The following is a 16,668-nucleotide window of genomic DNA, read 5'->3' as shown; positions in this document are numbered from 1 at the left end:
GTCGCCCCCGCACCTCTCACTCCCTCAACCGCGGTTCACTCCCGCGGCGCGCGCACGATCAGCTGCAGCCGCTGGTCGAGCCGCAGCCCTCGCACAGGTAGCAGCTGCCCGCACGGCGCATCTTCGTGCCGCAGGAGAAGCAGAGCGGGGCGTCGGCGTTCAGGCCGAGCTGGATCTCCAGCAGCTCCGTGGAGTTGTGCGCCTGCTTCGGGGCCGGCACGGCGGCCGGGTTCTCCGGCTTGGCGACGGCGACCGGCTTCGGTGCCGCGGCCTTCGGGGCGGGAGCCTCGACCTGGCGCGGTGCGGACTGGGCCAGGCCCTCGACGTCCACATCGTCGTCGCCCGGCTCGTAGGAACCGGTGTCCAGGTGGCGCTGACGCTCGCCGGCCGAGTGGATGCCGAGCGCGGAGCGGGTCTCGAAGGGCAGGAAGTCCAGCGCCAGGCGGCGGAAGATGTAGTCGACGATCGACTGCGCCATCCGCACGTCCGGGTCGTCGGTCAGACCGGCCGGCTCGAAGCGCATGTTGGTGAACTTCGAGACGTAGGTCTCCAGCGGCACGCCGTACTGCATGCCCACCGACACCGCGATGGAGAAGGCGTCCATCATGCCCGCGAGGGTCGAACCCTGCTTGGACATCTTGAGGAAGACCTCACCGAGACCGTCGTCCGGGTAGGAGTTGGCGGTCATGTAGCCCTCGGCGCCGCCGACGGTGAACGAGGTGGTGATCCCCGGACGGCCCTTCGGGAGGCGCTTGCGGACCGGGCGGTACTCGACGACCTTCTGGACCTCGGCCGGGACGACGGCCTCGGCGGCCGGCTCCTTCTTCTTCGCGGAGAGCGGCTGGCCGACCTTGCAGTTGTCGCGGTAGATCGCGAGCGCCTTCAGGCCGAGCTTCCAGCCCTCGTAGTAGACCTCTTCGATCTGCTCGACGGTGGCCGTCTCGGGCACGTTGACCGTCTTGCTGATCGCGCCGGATAGGAACGGCTGGGCCGCCGCCATCATGCGCACGTGGCCCATGGCCGAGATCGACCGCTCGCCCATGGCGCAGTCGAAGACCGAGTAGTGCTCGGTCTTCAGCGCCGGGGCGTCGACCACGTTGCCGTGCTCGGCGATGTGGGCCACGATCGCGTCGACCTGCTCCGGCTGGTAGCCGAGGCGGCGCAGCGCCTGCGGGACCGTGCCGTTGACGATCTGCATGGAGCCGCCGCCGACGAGCTTCTTGAACTTGACGAGCGCCAGGTCGGGCTCGACGCCCGTGGTGTCGCAGTCCATCATCAGGCCGATGGTGCCGGTCGGCGCGAGCACGGAGGCCTGCGCGTTGCGGAAGCCGTTCTTCTCGCCGAGGCGGAGCACGTCCTGCCAGGCCTCGGTGGCCGCGGCCCAGACCGGGACGTCCAGGTCGTCGGTGCGCTTGGCCACCGCGTTGGCGTCCGAGTGCTGCTTCATGACGCGCTTGTGGGCGTCCGCGTTGCGGGCGTAGCCGTCGTACGGGCCGACGACCGCGGCGAGCTCGGCGGAGCGCTTGTACGAGGTGCCGGTCATCAGCGAGGTGATGGCGCCGGCGAGCGCGCGGCCGCCGTCGCTGTCGTACGCGTGGCCGGTGGCCATCAGCAGGGCGCCGAGGTTGGCGTAGCCGATGCCGAGCTGGCGGAAGGCGCGGGTGGTCTCGCCGATCTTCTCGGTGGGGAAGTCGGCGAAGCAGATGGAGATGTCCATCGCGGTGATGACCAGCTCGACGACCTTCGCGAAGCGGTCCGAGTCGAACGACTGGTTGCCCTTGTCGTCGTCACGCAGGAACTTCATGAGGTTCAGCGACGCGAGGTTGCAGGACGAGTTGTCCAGGTGCATGTACTCGCTGCACGGGTTGGAGGCGGTGATGCGGCCCGTCTCCGGCGAGGTGTGCCAGTGGTTGATGGTGTCGTCGTACTGGATGCCGGGGTCGGCGCAGGCCCAGGCGGCTTCGGCCATCTTGGTGAAAAGGGACTTGGCGTCGACCTCTTCGATGATCTCGCCGGTCATCCGGGCGCGCAGGCCGAACTTCGAGCCGGACTCGACGGCCTTCATGAACTCGTCGTTCACGCGGACGCTGTTGTTGGCGTTCTGGTACTGGACGGACGTGATGTCGTCGCCGCCCAGGTCCATGTCGAAGCCCGCGTCGCGCAGGGCGCGGATCTTCTCCTCCTCCTTCACCTTGGTCTCGATGAAGGCCTCGACGTCCGGGTGGTCGACGTCCAGGACGACCATCTTGGCGGCGCGGCGGGTGGCGCCGCCCGACTTGATGGTGCCGGCGGACGCGTCGGCGCCGCGCATGAAGGAGACCGGGCCGGAAGCGTTGCCGCCGGAGGAGAGCAGCTCCTTGGAGGAGCGGATGCGGGAGAGGTTCAGGCCGGCGCCGGAGCCGCCCTTGAAGATCATCCCCTCTTCCTTGTACCAGTCCAGGATCGAGTCCATCGAGTCGTCGACGGAGAGGATGAAGCAGGCGGAGACCTGCTGCGGCTGGGCGGTACCGACGTTGAACCAGACCGGCGAGTTGAAGCTGAACACCTGGTGCAGCAGGGCGTAGGTCAGCTCGTGGTCGAAGATCTCGGCGTCGGCCGGGGAGGCGAAGTACCCGTTGTCCTCGCCGCCCTTGCGGTAGGACTTCACCACACGGTCGATGAGCTGCTTCAGGCTCGACTCGCGGGTCGGGCTGCCGACCGCGCCGCGGAAGTACTTGCTGGTGACGATGTTGACCGCGTTCACCGACCAGGAGTCGGGGAACTCGACGCCCCGCTGCTCGAAGTTGATCGAGCCGTCGCGCCAGTTGGTCATCACGACGTCGCGGTGCTGCCACACCACCTCGTCGTACGGGTGCACGCCCGGGGTGGTGTGGATACGTTCGATCCGCAGGCCCTTGCCACCCTTGGATCCCTTGGTCCGGGATCCTCGTGCCGCGCCGTTCGTCGTCTCAGTCATGTGCCGCCTCCCAATACAGGCAAAACGCCTAGAAGTGCGCGGATCATCCCGCCGCACGGTTCGTTGTCCTACGCCTCGGCGCAGCGCGCCTCGGCAAATCTGTGGGTACTGCCGCTGATCGGCCGTCGCTCGGTCAGTCAGCGGCGGGGGCGGGCGCGGGGACCCCGAGGTCCTCGTCGAGCCCGCGAAGGTTCGTGGGTGGGAGCTGCTCGCGCAGCTCGACGATGGCGGCCTCGAAGTCCTCGAGCGAGTCGAAGGCCCGGTAGACCGAGGCGAAGCGCAGGTACGCGACCAGGTCGAGATCCTGCAGGGGGCCGAGTATGGCCAGACCGACGTCGTGGGTCGAGAGCTCGGCGCTGCCGGTCGCCCTGACCGCCTCCTCGACGCGCTGCCCGAGCTGGGCGAGCGCGTCCTCGGTGACGGGGCGGCCCTGGCACGCCTTGCGGACGCCTGCGATGACCTTGTTCCTGCTGAAAGGTTCCGTGACGCCGCTGCGCTTGATCACCATCAGGGACGCCGTCTCCACCGTGGTGAAGCGGCGGCCGCAGTCGGGGCATTGACGGCGGCGGCGGATCGAGGTGCCGTCGTCCGTGGTGCGGCTGTCGACCACACGGCTGTCGGGGTGTCTGCAGAAGGGGCAGTGCATGTTCCCTATCCCCTCCTTCATTCAGCCCGTACCGGCGGCTGAGCGCACGACGATGACGCTCCCGGGGTCTGGCCTCAACCCCTGGGAACAGCCCCAAGCATAGGCGATCCACTGAGGGGTTGACCCACTGGGACCACTACTGGTGGGTGGCTGGCACTTACTTAACCACTAGATCTGGTGCCAGAGCCCCAAGCGCGACATTCCGCGTGTCGCGGCGGCGCGGCGCGTCGGAGCTTACGCGACGTCGCGCCTCGGCGTGGTGGGAGGTCGGCGGTGCGACACTGGGGGCGCGGCCCGCCGGCGATCCCGGCTCCCATCAGGAATCGAATGACTGTTCGGTCAATACACCCGATACCTTGATCACGTCAGGTGATTTACAAAATTTCACTCGAACGTGTGTTTGGCGCAACCTTTCGAAACCCACTACCGTTGTACTAACTGTCCGCGACAGCTGAGCGGGCCGACCGCACGCACTTGGTGCGGTCGTAGGACGTGGAGACCTTGCCGCCGGGCAGTCTGCGAAGCGTCTGTCACAGGGAGAACATCTCGAGAGGGGCCGCCGTGACCACCACCGCAGACACCGCAGCATTGACCGCCCAGGACCGCTCCCAGGATCGGCTCAGCCCGATGGATGCGATGAACGACGAAACGCCCAAGCCCACCCGCTCGCTCCCCGGCCGGCCGCCCGGGATCCGCGCGGACAGCTCCGGCCTCACCGACCGTCAGCGCCGGGTCATCGAAGTGATCCGCGATTCGGTCCAGCGCCGTGGCTACCCGCCGTCCATGCGCGAGATCGGCCAGGCCGTCGGTCTGTCCAGCACCTCCTCGGTCGCCCACCAGCTGATGGCGCTGGAGCGCAAGGGATTCCTGCGCCGCGACCCGCACCGCCCGCGCGCCTACGAGGTCCGCGGCTCCGACGCCACGCACTCGCAGCCGACGGACACCACCGGCAAGCCCTCCGCGTCGTACGTGCCGCTCGTCGGCCGGATCGCCGCCGGCGGTCCGATCCTCGCCGAGGAATCGGTCGAGGACGTCTTCCCGCTTCCCCGCCAGCTGGTGGGTGACGGCGAGCTGTTCGTCCTCAAGGTGGTCGGCGACTCGATGATCGAGGCCGCCATCGTCGACGGGGACTGGGTCACCGTCCGCCGTCAGCCCGTCGCCGAGAACGGCGACATCGTCGCCGCCATGCTCGACGGCGAGGCGACCGTCAAGCGCTTCAAGCGCGAGGACGGCCATGTCTGGCTGCTCCCGCACAATGCCGCTTACCAGCCCATCCCCGGTGACGAGGCGACGATCCTCGGCAAGGTGGTGGCGGTACTGCGCCGGGTCTGAACGACCCCTTACGACCGGGCCCCGGAACCTCTGCGCCGGTTCCGGGGCCCTGCCATGTCCGCATCGCCAGGGCGACGTCCGACGTTCAGGGCTCAGCCGGTGGCGGGTACTTCCTCCGCCGCGTCGACCGCCGCCACCTCGGCCGCTTCCTCCGTCACCGTCTCCTCGGCCTCGGCTTCCTCAGCCACCTCTTCCGCGGTCTCGGCGATCGCACTCGCCGTCGCGTCGATGGCCGCCAGCGAGCGGCGCACCTGGTTGCGGTCGGTGGTGTACCAGAGGTCCGGCATGCCGGCCCGCAGGAAGCTGCCGTACCGCGCGGTCGCGAGCCGGGGGTCCAGGACGGCGACGACGCCCCGGTCGCCCGAGGCCCGGATCAGCCGGCCGGCGCCCTGCGCCATCAGCAGCGCCGCGTGCGTGGCGGCCACCGACATGAAGCCGTTCCCGCCGCGCTCCTCGACAGCCTTCTGCCGCGCGCTCATCAGCGGGTCGTCCGGGCGGGGGAACGGGATCCGGTCCATCACCACCAGCTGGCAGTTCACCCCCGGCACGTCCACGCCCTGCCAGAGCGAGAGCGTGCCGAACAGACAGGTGGCCGCGTCCTCGGAGAAGGTGCGGATCAGCTCCCCGAGCGTCTCCTCGCCCTGCAGCAGGATGGGATGGTCGAGCCGGCCCCTCAGGTCCTCCGCCGCCGCCTGGGCGCCCCGCATCGAGGAGAACAGCCCCAGCGTGCGACCGCCCGCGGCCTGGATCAGCTCGGCGAGTTCATCCAGCATGTCCTCGCGGCGGCTGTCGCGGCCCGGCTGGGCAAGGTGTTTGGCGACGTAGAGAATCCCCTGCTTGGGGTAGTCGAACGGCGAGCCGACGTCGATGCCCTTCCACGGCGGCACGTCCTCGCCCTCGACGCCCTCCGGGGCCAGGCCGAGCGAGGCCGCGACCCCGTTGAAGTCGCCGCCGAGCTTGAGGGTGGCGGAGGTGAGCACCACGGAACGTTCCGTGAAGAGCTTCTCGCGCAGCAGGCCGGAGACGCTGAGCGGAGCGACCCGCAGTGAGGCGCCGAACCGGTCGTGGCTCTCGCACCAGACCACGTCGTACTCGGAGCCCTGCACGATGCGCTCGGCGACCTCATGGACGTGCTCGACCGAGGCGAGCGCCTGCTTGCGCACCGCGTTCTCGTCCTGGACGGACTTGTCGCGGGTCTCGCCGATCGCGGTGATCACCTGGCGGCAGGCGTCGCGCAGCGCCGCCAGTGCGTAGCCGAGGTCCTCCGGGATCTCCTCCAGGCGGCCGGGCAGTGACAGTTCCATCAGCCGCTCGAAGCCCTCGGAGGCGCTGAGCAGCGCGTCGGCGGCCTTCTCGTTGACGAGCTTGGCGGCCCGCCGGACGGCGCGGTTGACGCTACCGGGGCTGATCTCACCGGTCGCGACACCGGTGACACGGGAGACCAGCTCATGGGCCTCGTCCACGATCAGGACCTCGTGGCTGGGCAGGACCGGCGCGCCCTCGATGGCGTCGATGGCGAGCAGGGCGTGGTTGGTGACCACCACGTCCGCGAGCTTGGCGCGCTCGCGGGCCGCCTCGGCGAAGCACTCCGCGCCGTAGGCGCACTTCGTGGCGCCGAGGCATTCGCGCGAGGTGACGGAGATCTGCGACCAGGCCTTGTCGGAGACGCCCGGCGTGAGGCCGTCCCGGTCGCCGGTCTCGGTCTCGTCCGCCCAGTCGCGCAGCCGGAGCAGGTCCTTGCCGAGCTTGCTGGTGGGCGCCGCGGCTTCGAAGACGTCGAAGAGACCGTCCTCCTCTTCCTGCGGCACCCCTTCGTGCAGGCGGTGCAGACAGAGATAGTTCGACCGGCCCTTGAGCATGGCGAACTGCGGCTCGCGGCGCAGCAGCGGCTTCAGCGCCTGGACGGTACGCGGCAGGTCACGCTCGACCAGCTGCCGCTGCAGGGCGAGGGTGGCGGTCGCGACCACCACCCGCTCGCCGTGGGCGAGGGCGGGCACCAGATAGCCGAGGGACTTTCCGGTGCCGGTGCCGGCCTGGACGAGCAGATGGGCGCTGTCGTCCACGGCGGTCTCGACGGCCTGGGCCATCGTGACCTGGCCGGGGCGCTCCACGCCGCCGACCGCGGTGACGGCTGCGTGGAGGAGTTCGGTGAGGGCGGGCTTCGTCATAGGGAAACCAGCCTAAGGGGGCGCACTGACAACACGGTCCTGCCCCGGGACGCGGTGATCGTTCGCCGTACGCAATCCGGCGTCCGGTGCTAACTTCTGGCGCATGTCGTTCGAGTTGGCCGGAGAAATCGGCGTCGGAACGGTGCTCAGCGGCCGGTACCGGCTGGAGGTCGCGCTGGGTGGCGGCGGCTTCGGGCAGGTGTACTCGGCGTGCGACCAGGCGCTCGGCCGGCAGGTGGCGGTCAAGGTACTGACGCTCCGCCCCGAGTGGGCGGACGGCGAGCGGTCGGCGCGGCAGGGCAGGTTCCGCCGGGAGGCCACCGCCGCGGCCCGGCTGAGCCACCCGAACGTGGCCGCCGTCCATGACGCGGGCGAGCACTCCGGGGCGCCGTACATCGTGATGGAACTGCTGCGTGGCAAGAACCTGCGGCAGGTCTTGCTGGAGCAGGGCGCCCTGCCGGTCGCCGACGTGGTGGAGTACGGCATCCAGATCTGCGCGGGGCTGGAGCACGCGCACGGCCAGGGACTGGTCCACCGGGACATCAAGCCGGAGAACCTGATGCTGCTGCCCAGGGGCATCGTCAAGATCTGCGATTTCGGGCTGGTGGCGGAGCGGGACGCGAACGTCACCCGGTACACGGAGCCGATGTCCATCCTGGGGTCGCCGCAGTACTTCTCCCCCGAGCAGGCGCTGGGGCACGAGGTGACCGGCCGCTCCGACCTGTACTCACTGGGGTGCGTCCTCTACGCACTGCTGGCGGCGTCTCCGCCGTTCGAGGCGGGCAACACCGTCGGCTACGCGTACCAGCATGTGCACGAGGTGCCGGAGCAGCTGGCCGCCCGCCGCCCCGGGGTTCCCGCCGCGCTCGCCGAGTTGGTGCACGCGCTGCTCGCCAAGAACCCGGCGGACCGGCCGGCGGGCGCCGCGGAGGCCGCGGAGCGGCTGCGCGCGGCGGGCCGGCCCGCGCCGGCCCCGGAACCGAAGCCGGCCCCGGAACCGAAGCCGGCTCCGAAACCGGCCCCGAAGCCCGAGATGCCCCGGACGCCGACCGTGCTGGACCGCGGACCGCAGGACACCGCCTGGTCGCGGCTGGAGGAGGCCGAGCGGCTGCTCGCCGCCGGCCGGTTCGGCGACGCCGACCGCTGCTACTGGAATCTGTACCAGCAGCTCAGCAGGTCGGGCGGGGAGGGCGAGCCGGCCGCGTTCGCCGCACTGTTCGGCCGGGCACGGGTCCTGGAGGGGCTGAACGGCGCGGCGACGGTCGTCCGCCGGCTGACGGATCTGTCGGCGCGTACGGCGGCGGCGCTGGGCCCCGACCATGCGCTGGCGCGCTGTGTGACGTCCTACGCGGCGGTCAGGACTCCACGCGGGCGGTGACATCGGCGGCGAGCCGCAGCGCGTCGCCCGGGCGCAGCGCCACCCGCTCTCCTGCGGTGATCCGGGTGCCGCGCACGAAGGTGCCGTTGGTCGAGCCCTCGTCGCTGATCCAGGCGGAGCCGTCGGGGTCGACGCCGACGCTGGCGTGGACCCGCGACAGGTTGTCGCGGCCGCCGAGGAAGCGGACGGCCGGGCACTGCTGCGGATCCCGGCCGAGCCGGATCCGGCCGCCCGGCTCGACGACCGCCGCACCGTCGGGGAAGACGAGCCGCAGCGCACGGCCGGGCGCGTCGCGGCGGGTGATGCCCGGCAGCGTCAGCGGTGCGGCCTTCGTGGGCGCCGTCATCAGCGCGAAGGGTACGTCCCAGCCCCGGCAGACGCGGTCGCCCGCGCCCGCGCCGGCGAGGCCGCACTCCGGGCACGGCCTGCCGGTGCCGTGGTCCTCGCCGTCACGGCCCTCACCGCCGTCGCGCATGGCGCCCCCGCTTCTGTCTCCCGTGGTATCCCGTCACGGTATCGCCAGCCGGGACACAGCCGCGTCAGGGGCCGCTCAGGGGGTTGCGGACGGTGCCGTGGACGGCGGCGTGCGGGCGGTCGGGACGGTCCCGGTAGCCGTCGAGGTGCAGCCGGTTGCGGTTGAGGCACAGCCGGTCGATCCGGGGGGTGAGCAGGTCGAAGGTCGCGAAGCGCTCCTTCAGCTCGGGGAAGCGGTCCTGGTGCCGCAGGATCGTCTCGCGGACCAGCCCCCAGAAATCGCCTTCCGGGACGCCCAACTGGTCCTCGCACAGCGGCGCGAGGTACCGGAACACCCCGATGAAGAGCCCGGAGTGGATGAACTGGGTCAGGAAGGCCGGGGGTTCGGTGAGCAGCACCGCGCGGACGTCCGCGGGCATCGACCCGTGTTCCGGCAGCGGCTCCGCGGAGACGTTCATGTCGTCGACGAAGTCCTTGACGGCGAGCCGCACGGGAATGTCGTGCTCGTCGAAGACGACGATGGCGTTCTCGCCGTGCGGGGAGAAGACCGTCCCGTACTGGTACAGGAAGTGCAGCAGCGGGGGCAGCAGGGCCGCGAACAGATGGCGCAGCCAGACGCGCGGCGCCAGCCCGGAGCGTTCGACGAGCTCGGCGGTGAAGGCGCGCCCTTCCGGGTCGGTGTGCAGCAGCGCCGCGAGCGTACGGGCCCGCTCGCCGGGGCCGAGCCGGCCGGTGAGCGGCTCGCGCCAGATACAGCCGAGGAGTTCGCGGTACTGGTAGGGCACGCCCGGGATCCGGTCGTACAGCGGGTGTTCGACGGTGATCGAGGCGACCTCGCCGAGCAGGATCACCCGGGTCTCGTCGCGCAGGAAGGGGTCGGCGTCCCGCAGACCGTGCACCCAGGCGGTGACCGCGGGGGCGGCGAGGGTGCGCTCGGTGGGCAGCCCGCGCCACACGAGGGTGTTGAGGACCGACAGCGGCAGCTTGACCGTGCGGCGGTCCGGGCGGCTGGTGTTGAGGAAGGTCCTGATCGACTGCTGGGGCAGCCGCAGGTCGTTGTCAGTGGCGAGGGGCAGGATGGAACCGTCGGCGAGATGAGCGGCGAAGAGGGGTGCGATCGTCTCCTCCCACTGCCAGGGGTGGACGGGCAGCAGGAGGTAGTCGGCGGGGTCGCGCCCCTGGTCGGTGATGGTGCGGGCGAAGCCGGCGCGTACGTCCGGGGGGAGTTCTTCGGCGTAGAGCCGGTCGGGGGTGTCCAGGGCGGCGACGCCCCGGTACTGGGCGAGGTCGCGGTGGACGGCGATCCAGGGAAGGCGGTGGTGCCGGCGGGCCTCAGGAGCCCATAAGGCGGAGTCGGCGGCGGAGAAGCCGAGCCGGCCCTTGTTGGCGACGAGCCAGGGGTGGCCGGTCTGGTGGCCTTCGAGGTCGGCGTAGTCCAGTGCGGCGAGCTCGGCGGCGGTGACGGCGGAGGCGTCGAGCCGGACATCGGCGGCCAGCGTCGCCAGGAGTTCGCGGATCAGATGCCCCGTGGTGTCGCCCGGCAGGTCCAGCACGGTGTCGTGTCCATGGGCGAGGAAGTGCAGCGGGTCGCCGGTGGGCGTGATGGAGCCGGCGTCCACGGACCAGCTGCCATAGGCACCGCGGCGGGCGCGGAACCGGTAGACGACGTCGTCGCGCAGCACCAGCCGGTAGGGCGACCAGCCGGTCCCGGAACGGGACCCGGTGCCGGTGCCGGTGCCGGTTCCGGTTCCGGTTCCGGTTCCGGTGTCGAGGGCGGCGTCGGCGTCGGCGTCGGGATCCGGCTCCGGGGTGATGACGGCTTCGTACGCGTACTCGGCGAGCATCTTGGCCAGCATGCGGCGGGCGGCGAGCTGCCAGCCGGTGCCTCGGAGCGGTGGCGGGATGGTCAAGGTCGGTGCTCCTCTGCGGGGGACAGCGCGGCGGCGGACAGGGGTCGGCGGAGGTCCCGAAGGGGCCCGGGAGATCAGAAAGGTCAGGGTGCGGTCAGGCGGTCAGGGTGCGGTCGGGCGGTCAGGCGGTCAGGCGGTCAGGCGGTCAGAGGAGATGTCTCACGGCACGGTCGCGGATCATCAGAGCCGCCCGTTTGCCGGGCAGCTCCACCTCGGCGGAGAACCGGAAGCCCCCGGCGAGGAAGGCGGCGACGGAGGGGGTGTTGCGCAGGTCGGGTTCCGCGATGACGCGCGCGCAGGCCGGCCGGTGGTCGAGCACGAGGTCGGCGACGGCTCGCAGCAGGGTGGTTCCCAGGCCGCAGGCCCGGTCGTCGACACCACCGATCAGCAGATGCACCCCGGTGTCATGGGGTCGGGAGGGGTAGTAGCGGGCGACGGAGTCGAGATCGGCCCGGTAGATCTCCCAGTAGCTCATGGGGGTGCCGTCCAGGACGCCGAGGCAGGGGACGCTGCGGCCGTCGCCGTCGAGCTGGCCGCGCAGATGCCGCTCGGTGATCCGCGGTTCTCCGGAGAGCTCCCAGAACTCGGCGACGGCCGGGTCGTTCATCCAGCCGGAGATCATCGGCAGATCGCGTTCGACGGTCGCGGGAACGAGCTGGAAGGTGCCCGCCCGGGTGGCCGTCGGCCCCCAGTCCGCGACCCCGCCGAGCAGACCGCCGTCCGCGCCCGGAGCCCCGGCGGACCGCGCCGGATCCGGCGCGTTGAAGAGGGCGAGGACCTCGTCGGACAGTGTCAGGTCCAGGGTGTCCTCGGTGTTGGAGTCGGCGGGCGGCAGCACGGCTCCCTCCTCTCCTGCGGTCGGACCGCTCAGGCGGCCAGCGGATTGCGGATCGTCACGTAGACGGACTGGGTGTCGACCGGGCCGACGAGTTCATCCATACCGTGCAGCCGGGTCAGCAGATTGGCTTTGCAGCGCAGTGTCGCGGCCCCGAGCAGCTGTTCCGGCAGACGGGAGCGGCCGGTGGCCGCCGCCAGGCCGAGGAACCGGCGGAAGGCGGCGAGGAGCAGGCGTTCGTCGGCCAGCCCCTGGCAGCCGAACGCGCCGATCAGGCCGAGGACGTTGTTGATGCCGAGGTAGTAGGCGAAGCGCTCGTCGGCGATGGCGTCCGCGACGAAGGTGTCGCTCTCCGCGCCGATCCCGGGCAGCCTGCGCTCCAGGGCGGCCCGGTGGGACTCCCGGAAGTAGTAGCCCTGGTTGTCCCGGTAGCGGCCGCCGAACGGCCAGCCGTCGGCGTCCAGCAGGACGAGGGTGTTCTGCTGGTGGGCCTCCAGGGCGATCCCCGCCTCTCCGTCCAGCCAGAGGACGGGACGGACGACGGCGTCCAGATAGCGCAGGAACCACTCGGTGGCGACGGCCGCGGCCGGGCGTCCGGTCCGGGCCGCGAGGCGGCCGGTGAGGTCGGCCAGGCGGGAGCGCAGGGCGGGCGTGGCCTGTCCCGGCCAGGGGCGCGGCGAGGTGAGGCCCGCCAGGCAGTGGGCCTGGTCGCCGGGGCCGAACGGGTTGTGCCGCAGCACCACGTCCAGGCCCTGGAGCGGCTCTCCGCCCGGCGCGTTCACCGCGAGCCACGCGGGGTCGCGGACGATGTCGAAGCCGGGGTGCGCGGCGCGCCACTGCTCGGCGAGTCCGCTGCGCAGCAGCCGGTGGACCTCGGTGCCGCGCCGGAGTTCCTTGCGGAGGTTCTCGCGGCGGGAGTTGGTGATGCGCAGCGCCAGCGAGAGCTTCAGCATCGCGGGGGCGCCGGACCGGTACACGGTCCGCACGGAGGAGGTGGGGTGCCAGGGATCGCCGAGCGGGCCGAGGTCACGCAGCTGACCCGTCTCGAAGAGTTCCCGCACCTCGGGCCGGTGCTGGACCTCGCGGGCCTGCCATGGGTGCAGGGGCAGGGCGGCGGCGCCGTCGGGGAGTTCGAGGCCGGGGCCTGCGAGGTCGGTGAGGAGCTGTTCGGCGGGAATGGCGCGGCCGCGTTCGGTCCAGGCCGAGTCGGTGGCGATCAGGGAGCGGTCGACGGCGAACCAGTGCAGCGGGAAGGAGCCGCGCAGTTCCGGCGAGTAGGCGCGGGACTCCGCCTCGGAGAGCCCCTCCCTGCCCTTGGGCGTGGGGTGCAGCGGGTGGCCGAGGAGGAGCGACTGCTCGGCTTCGAGGAACGGATCCGTGGCGGCGGGCGCCGCGGGCCGCTCCCGCCGGTCGGTGAGGAACAGGGCGGTACGGCGGGCGGAGTCGGCGACCCGGCCGATCAGGTCGCCGCCCTCGGCCGGATCCGTGCCGGCCTCGCGCGCCAGCAGCGCCGCCAGGCAGACGGCGGTCAGCGGCACCTGGTCGGCGAGGGCGAGCCGTACGGTGCCGAACCGGTGGTGCCCGGTCGCTGACCAGTGCCGGACCCGGACGTCGAAGCCGGTGCCGCTGGCGGGGAGCGGTACACGCAGCACGCCGTCCCGCGGCTCGGGGAGCGCGGTCTCGCGCACCCAGCAGCGCAGCAGGCTCTCGATCGACGCCGCGTCGGCCGCCGCGTAGGCGTCGGACGCTTCGAGGGGATCGGGCTCGCCCGGCAGCGGCAGGGCCGCCCGCCGCGACTGCGGCGGTACGAGGGCCGTGCTGTCCTGAACGGCCGTGCCGGTCTGGTGAGCCGGCCCGCCGTGGAGGGTCGGCCTGTCCTGCTGGGCCGCGCCGGCCTGGGCCGGCGTGCTGTCGGCGGCAGGGTCGGCGTTCGTGCCGGGGCATACGCTCATGCCGGTACTCCGTGTGTCGGTGGGGCCCGTCGGCCCGGAGGTCTGGGGGTACTCGGCCGTCGCCTGTGGGCTCGTCATGCGCGCTCCTCCACCGCTCCGGCGCCCGCGGACGCACCGGAGAATCCAGGACCGACGCGAGCGCCGGGAGTTCCCGCAGTCCCGGAACCCCCAGAAGTCCCAGGAGCTCCGGGAGCCCCGGGAGCCCCGGAAACCGCCCGCTCGGCCGCCGCGATCGAGTCCGCGAGCCGGTCGAGCACCGCCTCGGCCTGCTCGTCGGTGATGGTGAGCGGCGGGAGCAGCCGGACGACACTGCTGTGCCGGCCGCCGAGTTCGATGATGAGACCGCGCCGCAGCGCCTCCTGCTGCACGGCGGCGGCGAGCCGGGGCGCGGCGGGCAGCGACCCGTAATCGTCGGGTTCTGCCTCGGTGTCGACGAGTTCGAGGCCGATCATCAGACCGCGGCCCCGCACATCGCCGATGCACGGGTGGTGCGCGGCCAGTCCGCGCAGCCGGGCCGACATCCGGCTGCCGAGGGTGCCGGCCCGCACGTCCAGGCCGTGCTCACGGACGTACTTCAGGGTGACGGCGCCCGCCGCCATGGCGAGCTGGTTGCCCCGGAAGGTGCCCGCGTGGGCGCCGGGCCGCCAGGTGTCCAGCTCCTCCCGGTAGACGATGACGGCGAGCGGGAGGCTGCCGCCGATCGCCTTCGAGAGCACCATCACGTCCGGCACGATCCCGCTCTGCTCGACGGCCCAGAAGGTCCCGGTGCGTCCGACGCCCGTCTGTACCTCGTCGACGATCAACGGGATGCCGCGCCGGGCGGTGATCTCCCGCATCCGGCGCAGCCACGCCTCGGGCGCGGGGATCACCCCGCCCTCGCCCTGCACCACTTCGAGCAGCATCCCGGCGGGCGGCTGGACGCCGCCCTTGGGGTCGTCCAGCAGGCTGGCGGTCCACCGGGCGGACAGCTCCGCCCCGCGGTCGCCGCCGGTGCCGAACGGGCAGCGGTACTCGTACGGGTACGGGAGCCGCGTCACCCGCGCGTCGGCCTCGCCGACCGTGGCGCGCGCCGCGGTGTCCCCGGTCGCGGCCAGCGCGGCCGCGGTCATCCCGTGGTAGGCGCCGGTGAAGGCCAGCAGTCCGGCGTGGCCGGTGGCGTTGCGGACGAGCTTGATGGCCGCCTCGACCGCGTCCGTACCGGCCGGTCCGCAGAACTGCACCCGCCCGTGGGCGGCCAGTTCCGGCGGCAGCGTCTCGAACAGGGCGGTGGTGAAGGCGTCCTTCACCGGCGTGGCCAGATCGAGGACGTGCAGCGGGGCCCCGGAGTCCAGGACCGCGCGGATCGCCTCCAGGACGACCGGGTGGTTGTGCCCGAGCGCCAGCGTCCCCGCGCCGGACAGGCAGTCCAGATAGCGGCGGCCGTCGGCGCCCTCGACCGTCATCCCGCGGGCTCTGACCGGGACGACGGGCAGCGAGCGGGCGTAGGTGCGGGCCGCGGACTCACGCAGCGACTGCCGCCGCAGGATCCCCTCTCCCGCGACGAAGTCGTCTGCCGACGCGGCCAGTTGGTCCGGCCCGCTCTGGATGGCGGCCACGTGCTCACTCCTCCGGTCGACGTCCCCCATCCGCACTAACGACGCGCCCCTGGTCCGATCACGGTCGGCCGGGAGATCTTTCGGGGCGGAACCGCGGACCCAGCGCGAACCGTCCCTCACAGCACCCGGCATAGTGGGGGACCGCCCCTTCGCCGGGGTGAACTGCCGTTAGACGACCAGGGGGACACCACCCATGCCATCCATAAGCCGGCCACTGGCCGCCGCCGCGGTCGCGGCCCTGCTCGCGGTCTCGGCCACCGCCTGCGGGCCGTCCGACGACAAGGCGGATCCCAAGCCGAGCGCCCCGGTCACGAGCGCGGACGGCCCGAAGCTCCCCTCCGCCCTGCCCACCAGCCTCGGGGACCTCGAGAAGTGGAAGAAGGCGTACAAGGACGGAGCCTGGAAGAACTGGGACAAGGACCAGTGGCTGCGCAAGGCCTCCGACTTCATCAACCCGGTCATCGACGGTCTGTGGGACAACGACCGGATGAAGGGCGCGGAGCAGAACGACAAGAAGGTGCCCGACGACGTCGCGGCGGACAAGGGCAAGACGGACGCGGTGCCCGCGGTCAACAAGGCCAAGGCCGTTGACGCGCCGTACCACGAGAACGGCCCCGGCGACGGGAAGATCTTCTTCGACGGCCCCAAGGGCTCGATGGTCTGCTCCGGCACCGTGGTGCAGGACCCGGCGCACCCGGGCAAGTCCAACCTGGTGTGGACCGCGGGCCACTGTGTGCACGCGGGTGGCGCGGGCGGCTGGTACCGCAACGTCATCTTCGTCCCGTCGTACAACGACGCGGGCAGGACCGAGGCGCAGCTGAAGGGCGCCAAGCGCGACGAGCTCGCCCCGCTCGGCGTGTTCTGGGCCGACGGCGCGGCCACCTCCGACCAGTGGATCGCGAACGGCGCGGAGACCGGGGGCAAGGGCTCCCCGTACGACTTCGCGGTGCTGCACGTGACTCCGGACAAGGCGAGCGGCACCAAGTCGCTGGAGGAGAAGGTCGGTTCCGCCCTTCCGGTGTGGTTCAACGCTCCGTCCGTGACGAAGATGGGCAACATCGGCGCCTGGGGCTACCCGGCCGCGCCGCCCTTCGACGGCCAGCGGCTGTTCAACTGCACGGGCAAGGCCGGCCGGCTGTCGCTCTTCGCCGATCAGCCGACCGAGTACCGGCTCGGCTGCACGATGACCGGCGGTTCGTCCGGCGGCGGCTGGTACGCCAAGAACCCGGCGAACAATCAGGTGTCGCTGGTCAGCAACACCTCGATCGGCCCGGTCACGGCTACCTGGCTGGCGGGCCCGCACCTGGGCGCCGAGGCGAAGGCCGTGTACGACAAGGTGAGCAAGCAGTTCAAGTAACACCGGCGTCCAGCCGGTAGCAGGTCACACGGAAGGGCCCGCCCCCATCGGGGACGGGCCCTTCC

At 71.7% G+C, this 16,668-nt stretch carries 11 protein-coding genes; 3 read left to right on the top strand and 8 right to left on the bottom strand.

Annotation, left to right across the window (positions count from 1 at the left end; all coding sequences use genetic code 11):
* Window positions 1–58 precede the first annotated feature (58 nt).
* Window positions 59–2,956: a vitamin B12-dependent ribonucleotide reductase gene (locus O3W51_RS04290; protein ID WP_269283869.1), complete on the bottom strand. Its 2,898-nt coding sequence runs from the start codon at window positions 2,954–2,956 to the stop codon at window positions 59–61.
* 133 nt (window positions 2,957–3,089) lie between these two features.
* Window positions 3,090–3,602 (bottom strand): transcriptional regulator NrdR, encoded by a 513-nt coding sequence (gene nrdR / locus O3W51_RS04285; protein ID WP_138357303.1) that lies wholly within the window; start codon window positions 3,600–3,602, stop codon window positions 3,090–3,092.
* A gap of 561 nt (window positions 3,603–4,163) precedes the next feature.
* On the opposite strand from nrdR, the gene lexA reads away from it, so the two are divergent.
* Window positions 4,164–4,934, top strand: a complete 771-nt coding sequence (gene lexA, locus O3W51_RS04280; RefSeq protein ID WP_138357304.1) for a transcriptional repressor LexA — start codon at window positions 4,164–4,166, stop codon at window positions 4,932–4,934.
* 92 nt (window positions 4,935–5,026) lie between these two features.
* Here lexA and O3W51_RS04275 read toward each other — a convergent pair whose 3' ends face one another.
* On the bottom strand, window positions 5,027–7,102 hold the full coding sequence (locus tag O3W51_RS04275; protein ID WP_138357305.1) for an ATP-dependent DNA helicase: 2,076 nt from the start codon (window positions 7,100–7,102) through the stop codon (window positions 5,027–5,029).
* 103 nt (window positions 7,103–7,205) lie between these two features.
* Between O3W51_RS04275 and O3W51_RS04270 the strand changes: the two genes are divergently transcribed.
* Entirely contained in the window at window positions 7,206–8,480 is a 1,275-nt protein-coding gene (locus O3W51_RS04270) for a serine/threonine-protein kinase (RefSeq protein ID WP_198358082.1), read from the top strand.
* Here O3W51_RS04270 and O3W51_RS04265 read toward each other — a convergent pair.
* From O3W51_RS04265 to O3W51_RS04245, 5 genes are all read right to left on the bottom strand, one after another.
* Entirely contained in the window at window positions 8,458–8,955 is a 498-nt protein-coding gene (locus O3W51_RS04265; RefSeq protein ID WP_269283863.1) for an FHA domain-containing protein, read from the bottom strand. The two genes, O3W51_RS04270 and O3W51_RS04265, sit on opposite strands and share 23 nt — an antisense overlap.
* A gap of 64 nt (window positions 8,956–9,019) precedes the next feature.
* Complete coding sequence (locus O3W51_RS04260) at window positions 9,020–10,810, bottom strand: IucA/IucC family protein (RefSeq protein ID WP_269284049.1); 1,791 nt, start codon at window positions 10,808–10,810, stop codon at window positions 9,020–9,022.
* Window positions 10,811–11,009: 199 nt separating this feature from the next.
* A complete protein-coding gene (locus O3W51_RS04255; RefSeq protein ID WP_138357308.1) occupies window positions 11,010–11,735 on the bottom strand; it encodes a GNAT family N-acetyltransferase in 726 nt (241 codons plus the stop codon).
* Window positions 11,732–13,651 (bottom strand): IucA/IucC family protein, encoded by a 1,920-nt coding sequence (locus O3W51_RS04250; protein ID WP_198358096.1) that lies wholly within the window; start codon window positions 13,649–13,651, stop codon window positions 11,732–11,734. Before O3W51_RS04250 ends, O3W51_RS04255 begins: the two co-directional genes overlap by 4 nt.
* A 74-nt stretch (window positions 13,652–13,725) precedes the next feature.
* Complete coding sequence (locus tag O3W51_RS04245; protein WP_138357309.1) at window positions 13,726–15,276, bottom strand: diaminobutyrate--2-oxoglutarate transaminase family protein; 1,551 nt, start codon at window positions 15,274–15,276, stop codon at window positions 13,726–13,728.
* Between the two features lie 163 nt (window positions 15,277–15,439).
* On the opposite strand from O3W51_RS04245, the gene O3W51_RS04240 reads away from it, so the two are divergent.
* Complete coding sequence (locus O3W51_RS04240) at window positions 15,440–16,603, top strand: trypsin-like serine peptidase (RefSeq protein ID WP_138357310.1); 1,164 nt, start codon at window positions 15,440–15,442, stop codon at window positions 16,601–16,603.
* Window positions 16,604–16,668 lie beyond the last annotated feature (65 nt).

The sequence above is a fragment of the Streptomyces sp. H39-C1 genome (genome assembly GCF_027158125.1).
GTDB classification, from domain to species: domain Bacteria; phylum Actinomycetota; class Actinomycetes; order Streptomycetales; family Streptomycetaceae; genus Actinacidiphila; species Actinacidiphila fildesensis.
Note: the sequence above shows the minus strand (reverse complement) of the source record. Positions and strands in the feature narration are given on the sequence as shown.

Coding starts and splice junctions, on each gene's coding strand:
- O3W51_RS04290 (WP_269283869.1), bottom strand. CDS start 2,956: ATGACTGAGACGACGAACGGCGCGGCACGAGGATCCCGGACCAAGGGA.
- nrdR (WP_138357303.1), bottom strand. CDS start 3,602: ATGCACTGCCCCTTCTGCAGACACCCCGACAGCCGTGTGGTCGACAGC.
- O3W51_RS04275 (WP_138357305.1), bottom strand. CDS start 7,102: ATGACGAAGCCCGCCCTCACCGAACTCCTCCACGCAGCCGTCACCGCG.
- O3W51_RS04270 (WP_198358082.1), top strand. CDS start 7,206: ATGTCGTTCGAGTTGGCCGGAGAAATCGGCGTCGGAACGGTGCTCAGC.
- O3W51_RS04265 (WP_269283863.1), bottom strand. CDS start 8,955: ATGCGCGACGGCGGTGAGGGCCGTGACGGCGAGGACCACGGCACCGGC.
- O3W51_RS04260 (WP_269284049.1), bottom strand. CDS start 10,810: ATGCTGGCCAAGATGCTCGCCGAGTACGCGTACGAAGCCGTCATCACC.
- O3W51_RS04250 (WP_198358096.1), bottom strand. CDS start 13,651: ATGAGCGTATGCCCCGGCACGAACGCCGACCCTGCCGCCGACAGCACG.
- O3W51_RS04245 (WP_138357309.1), bottom strand. CDS start 15,276: ATGGGGGACGTCGACCGGAGGAGTGAGCACGTGGCCGCCATCCAGAGC.
- O3W51_RS04240 (WP_138357310.1), top strand. CDS start 15,440: ATGCCATCCATAAGCCGGCCACTGGCCGCCGCCGCGGTCGCGGCCCTG.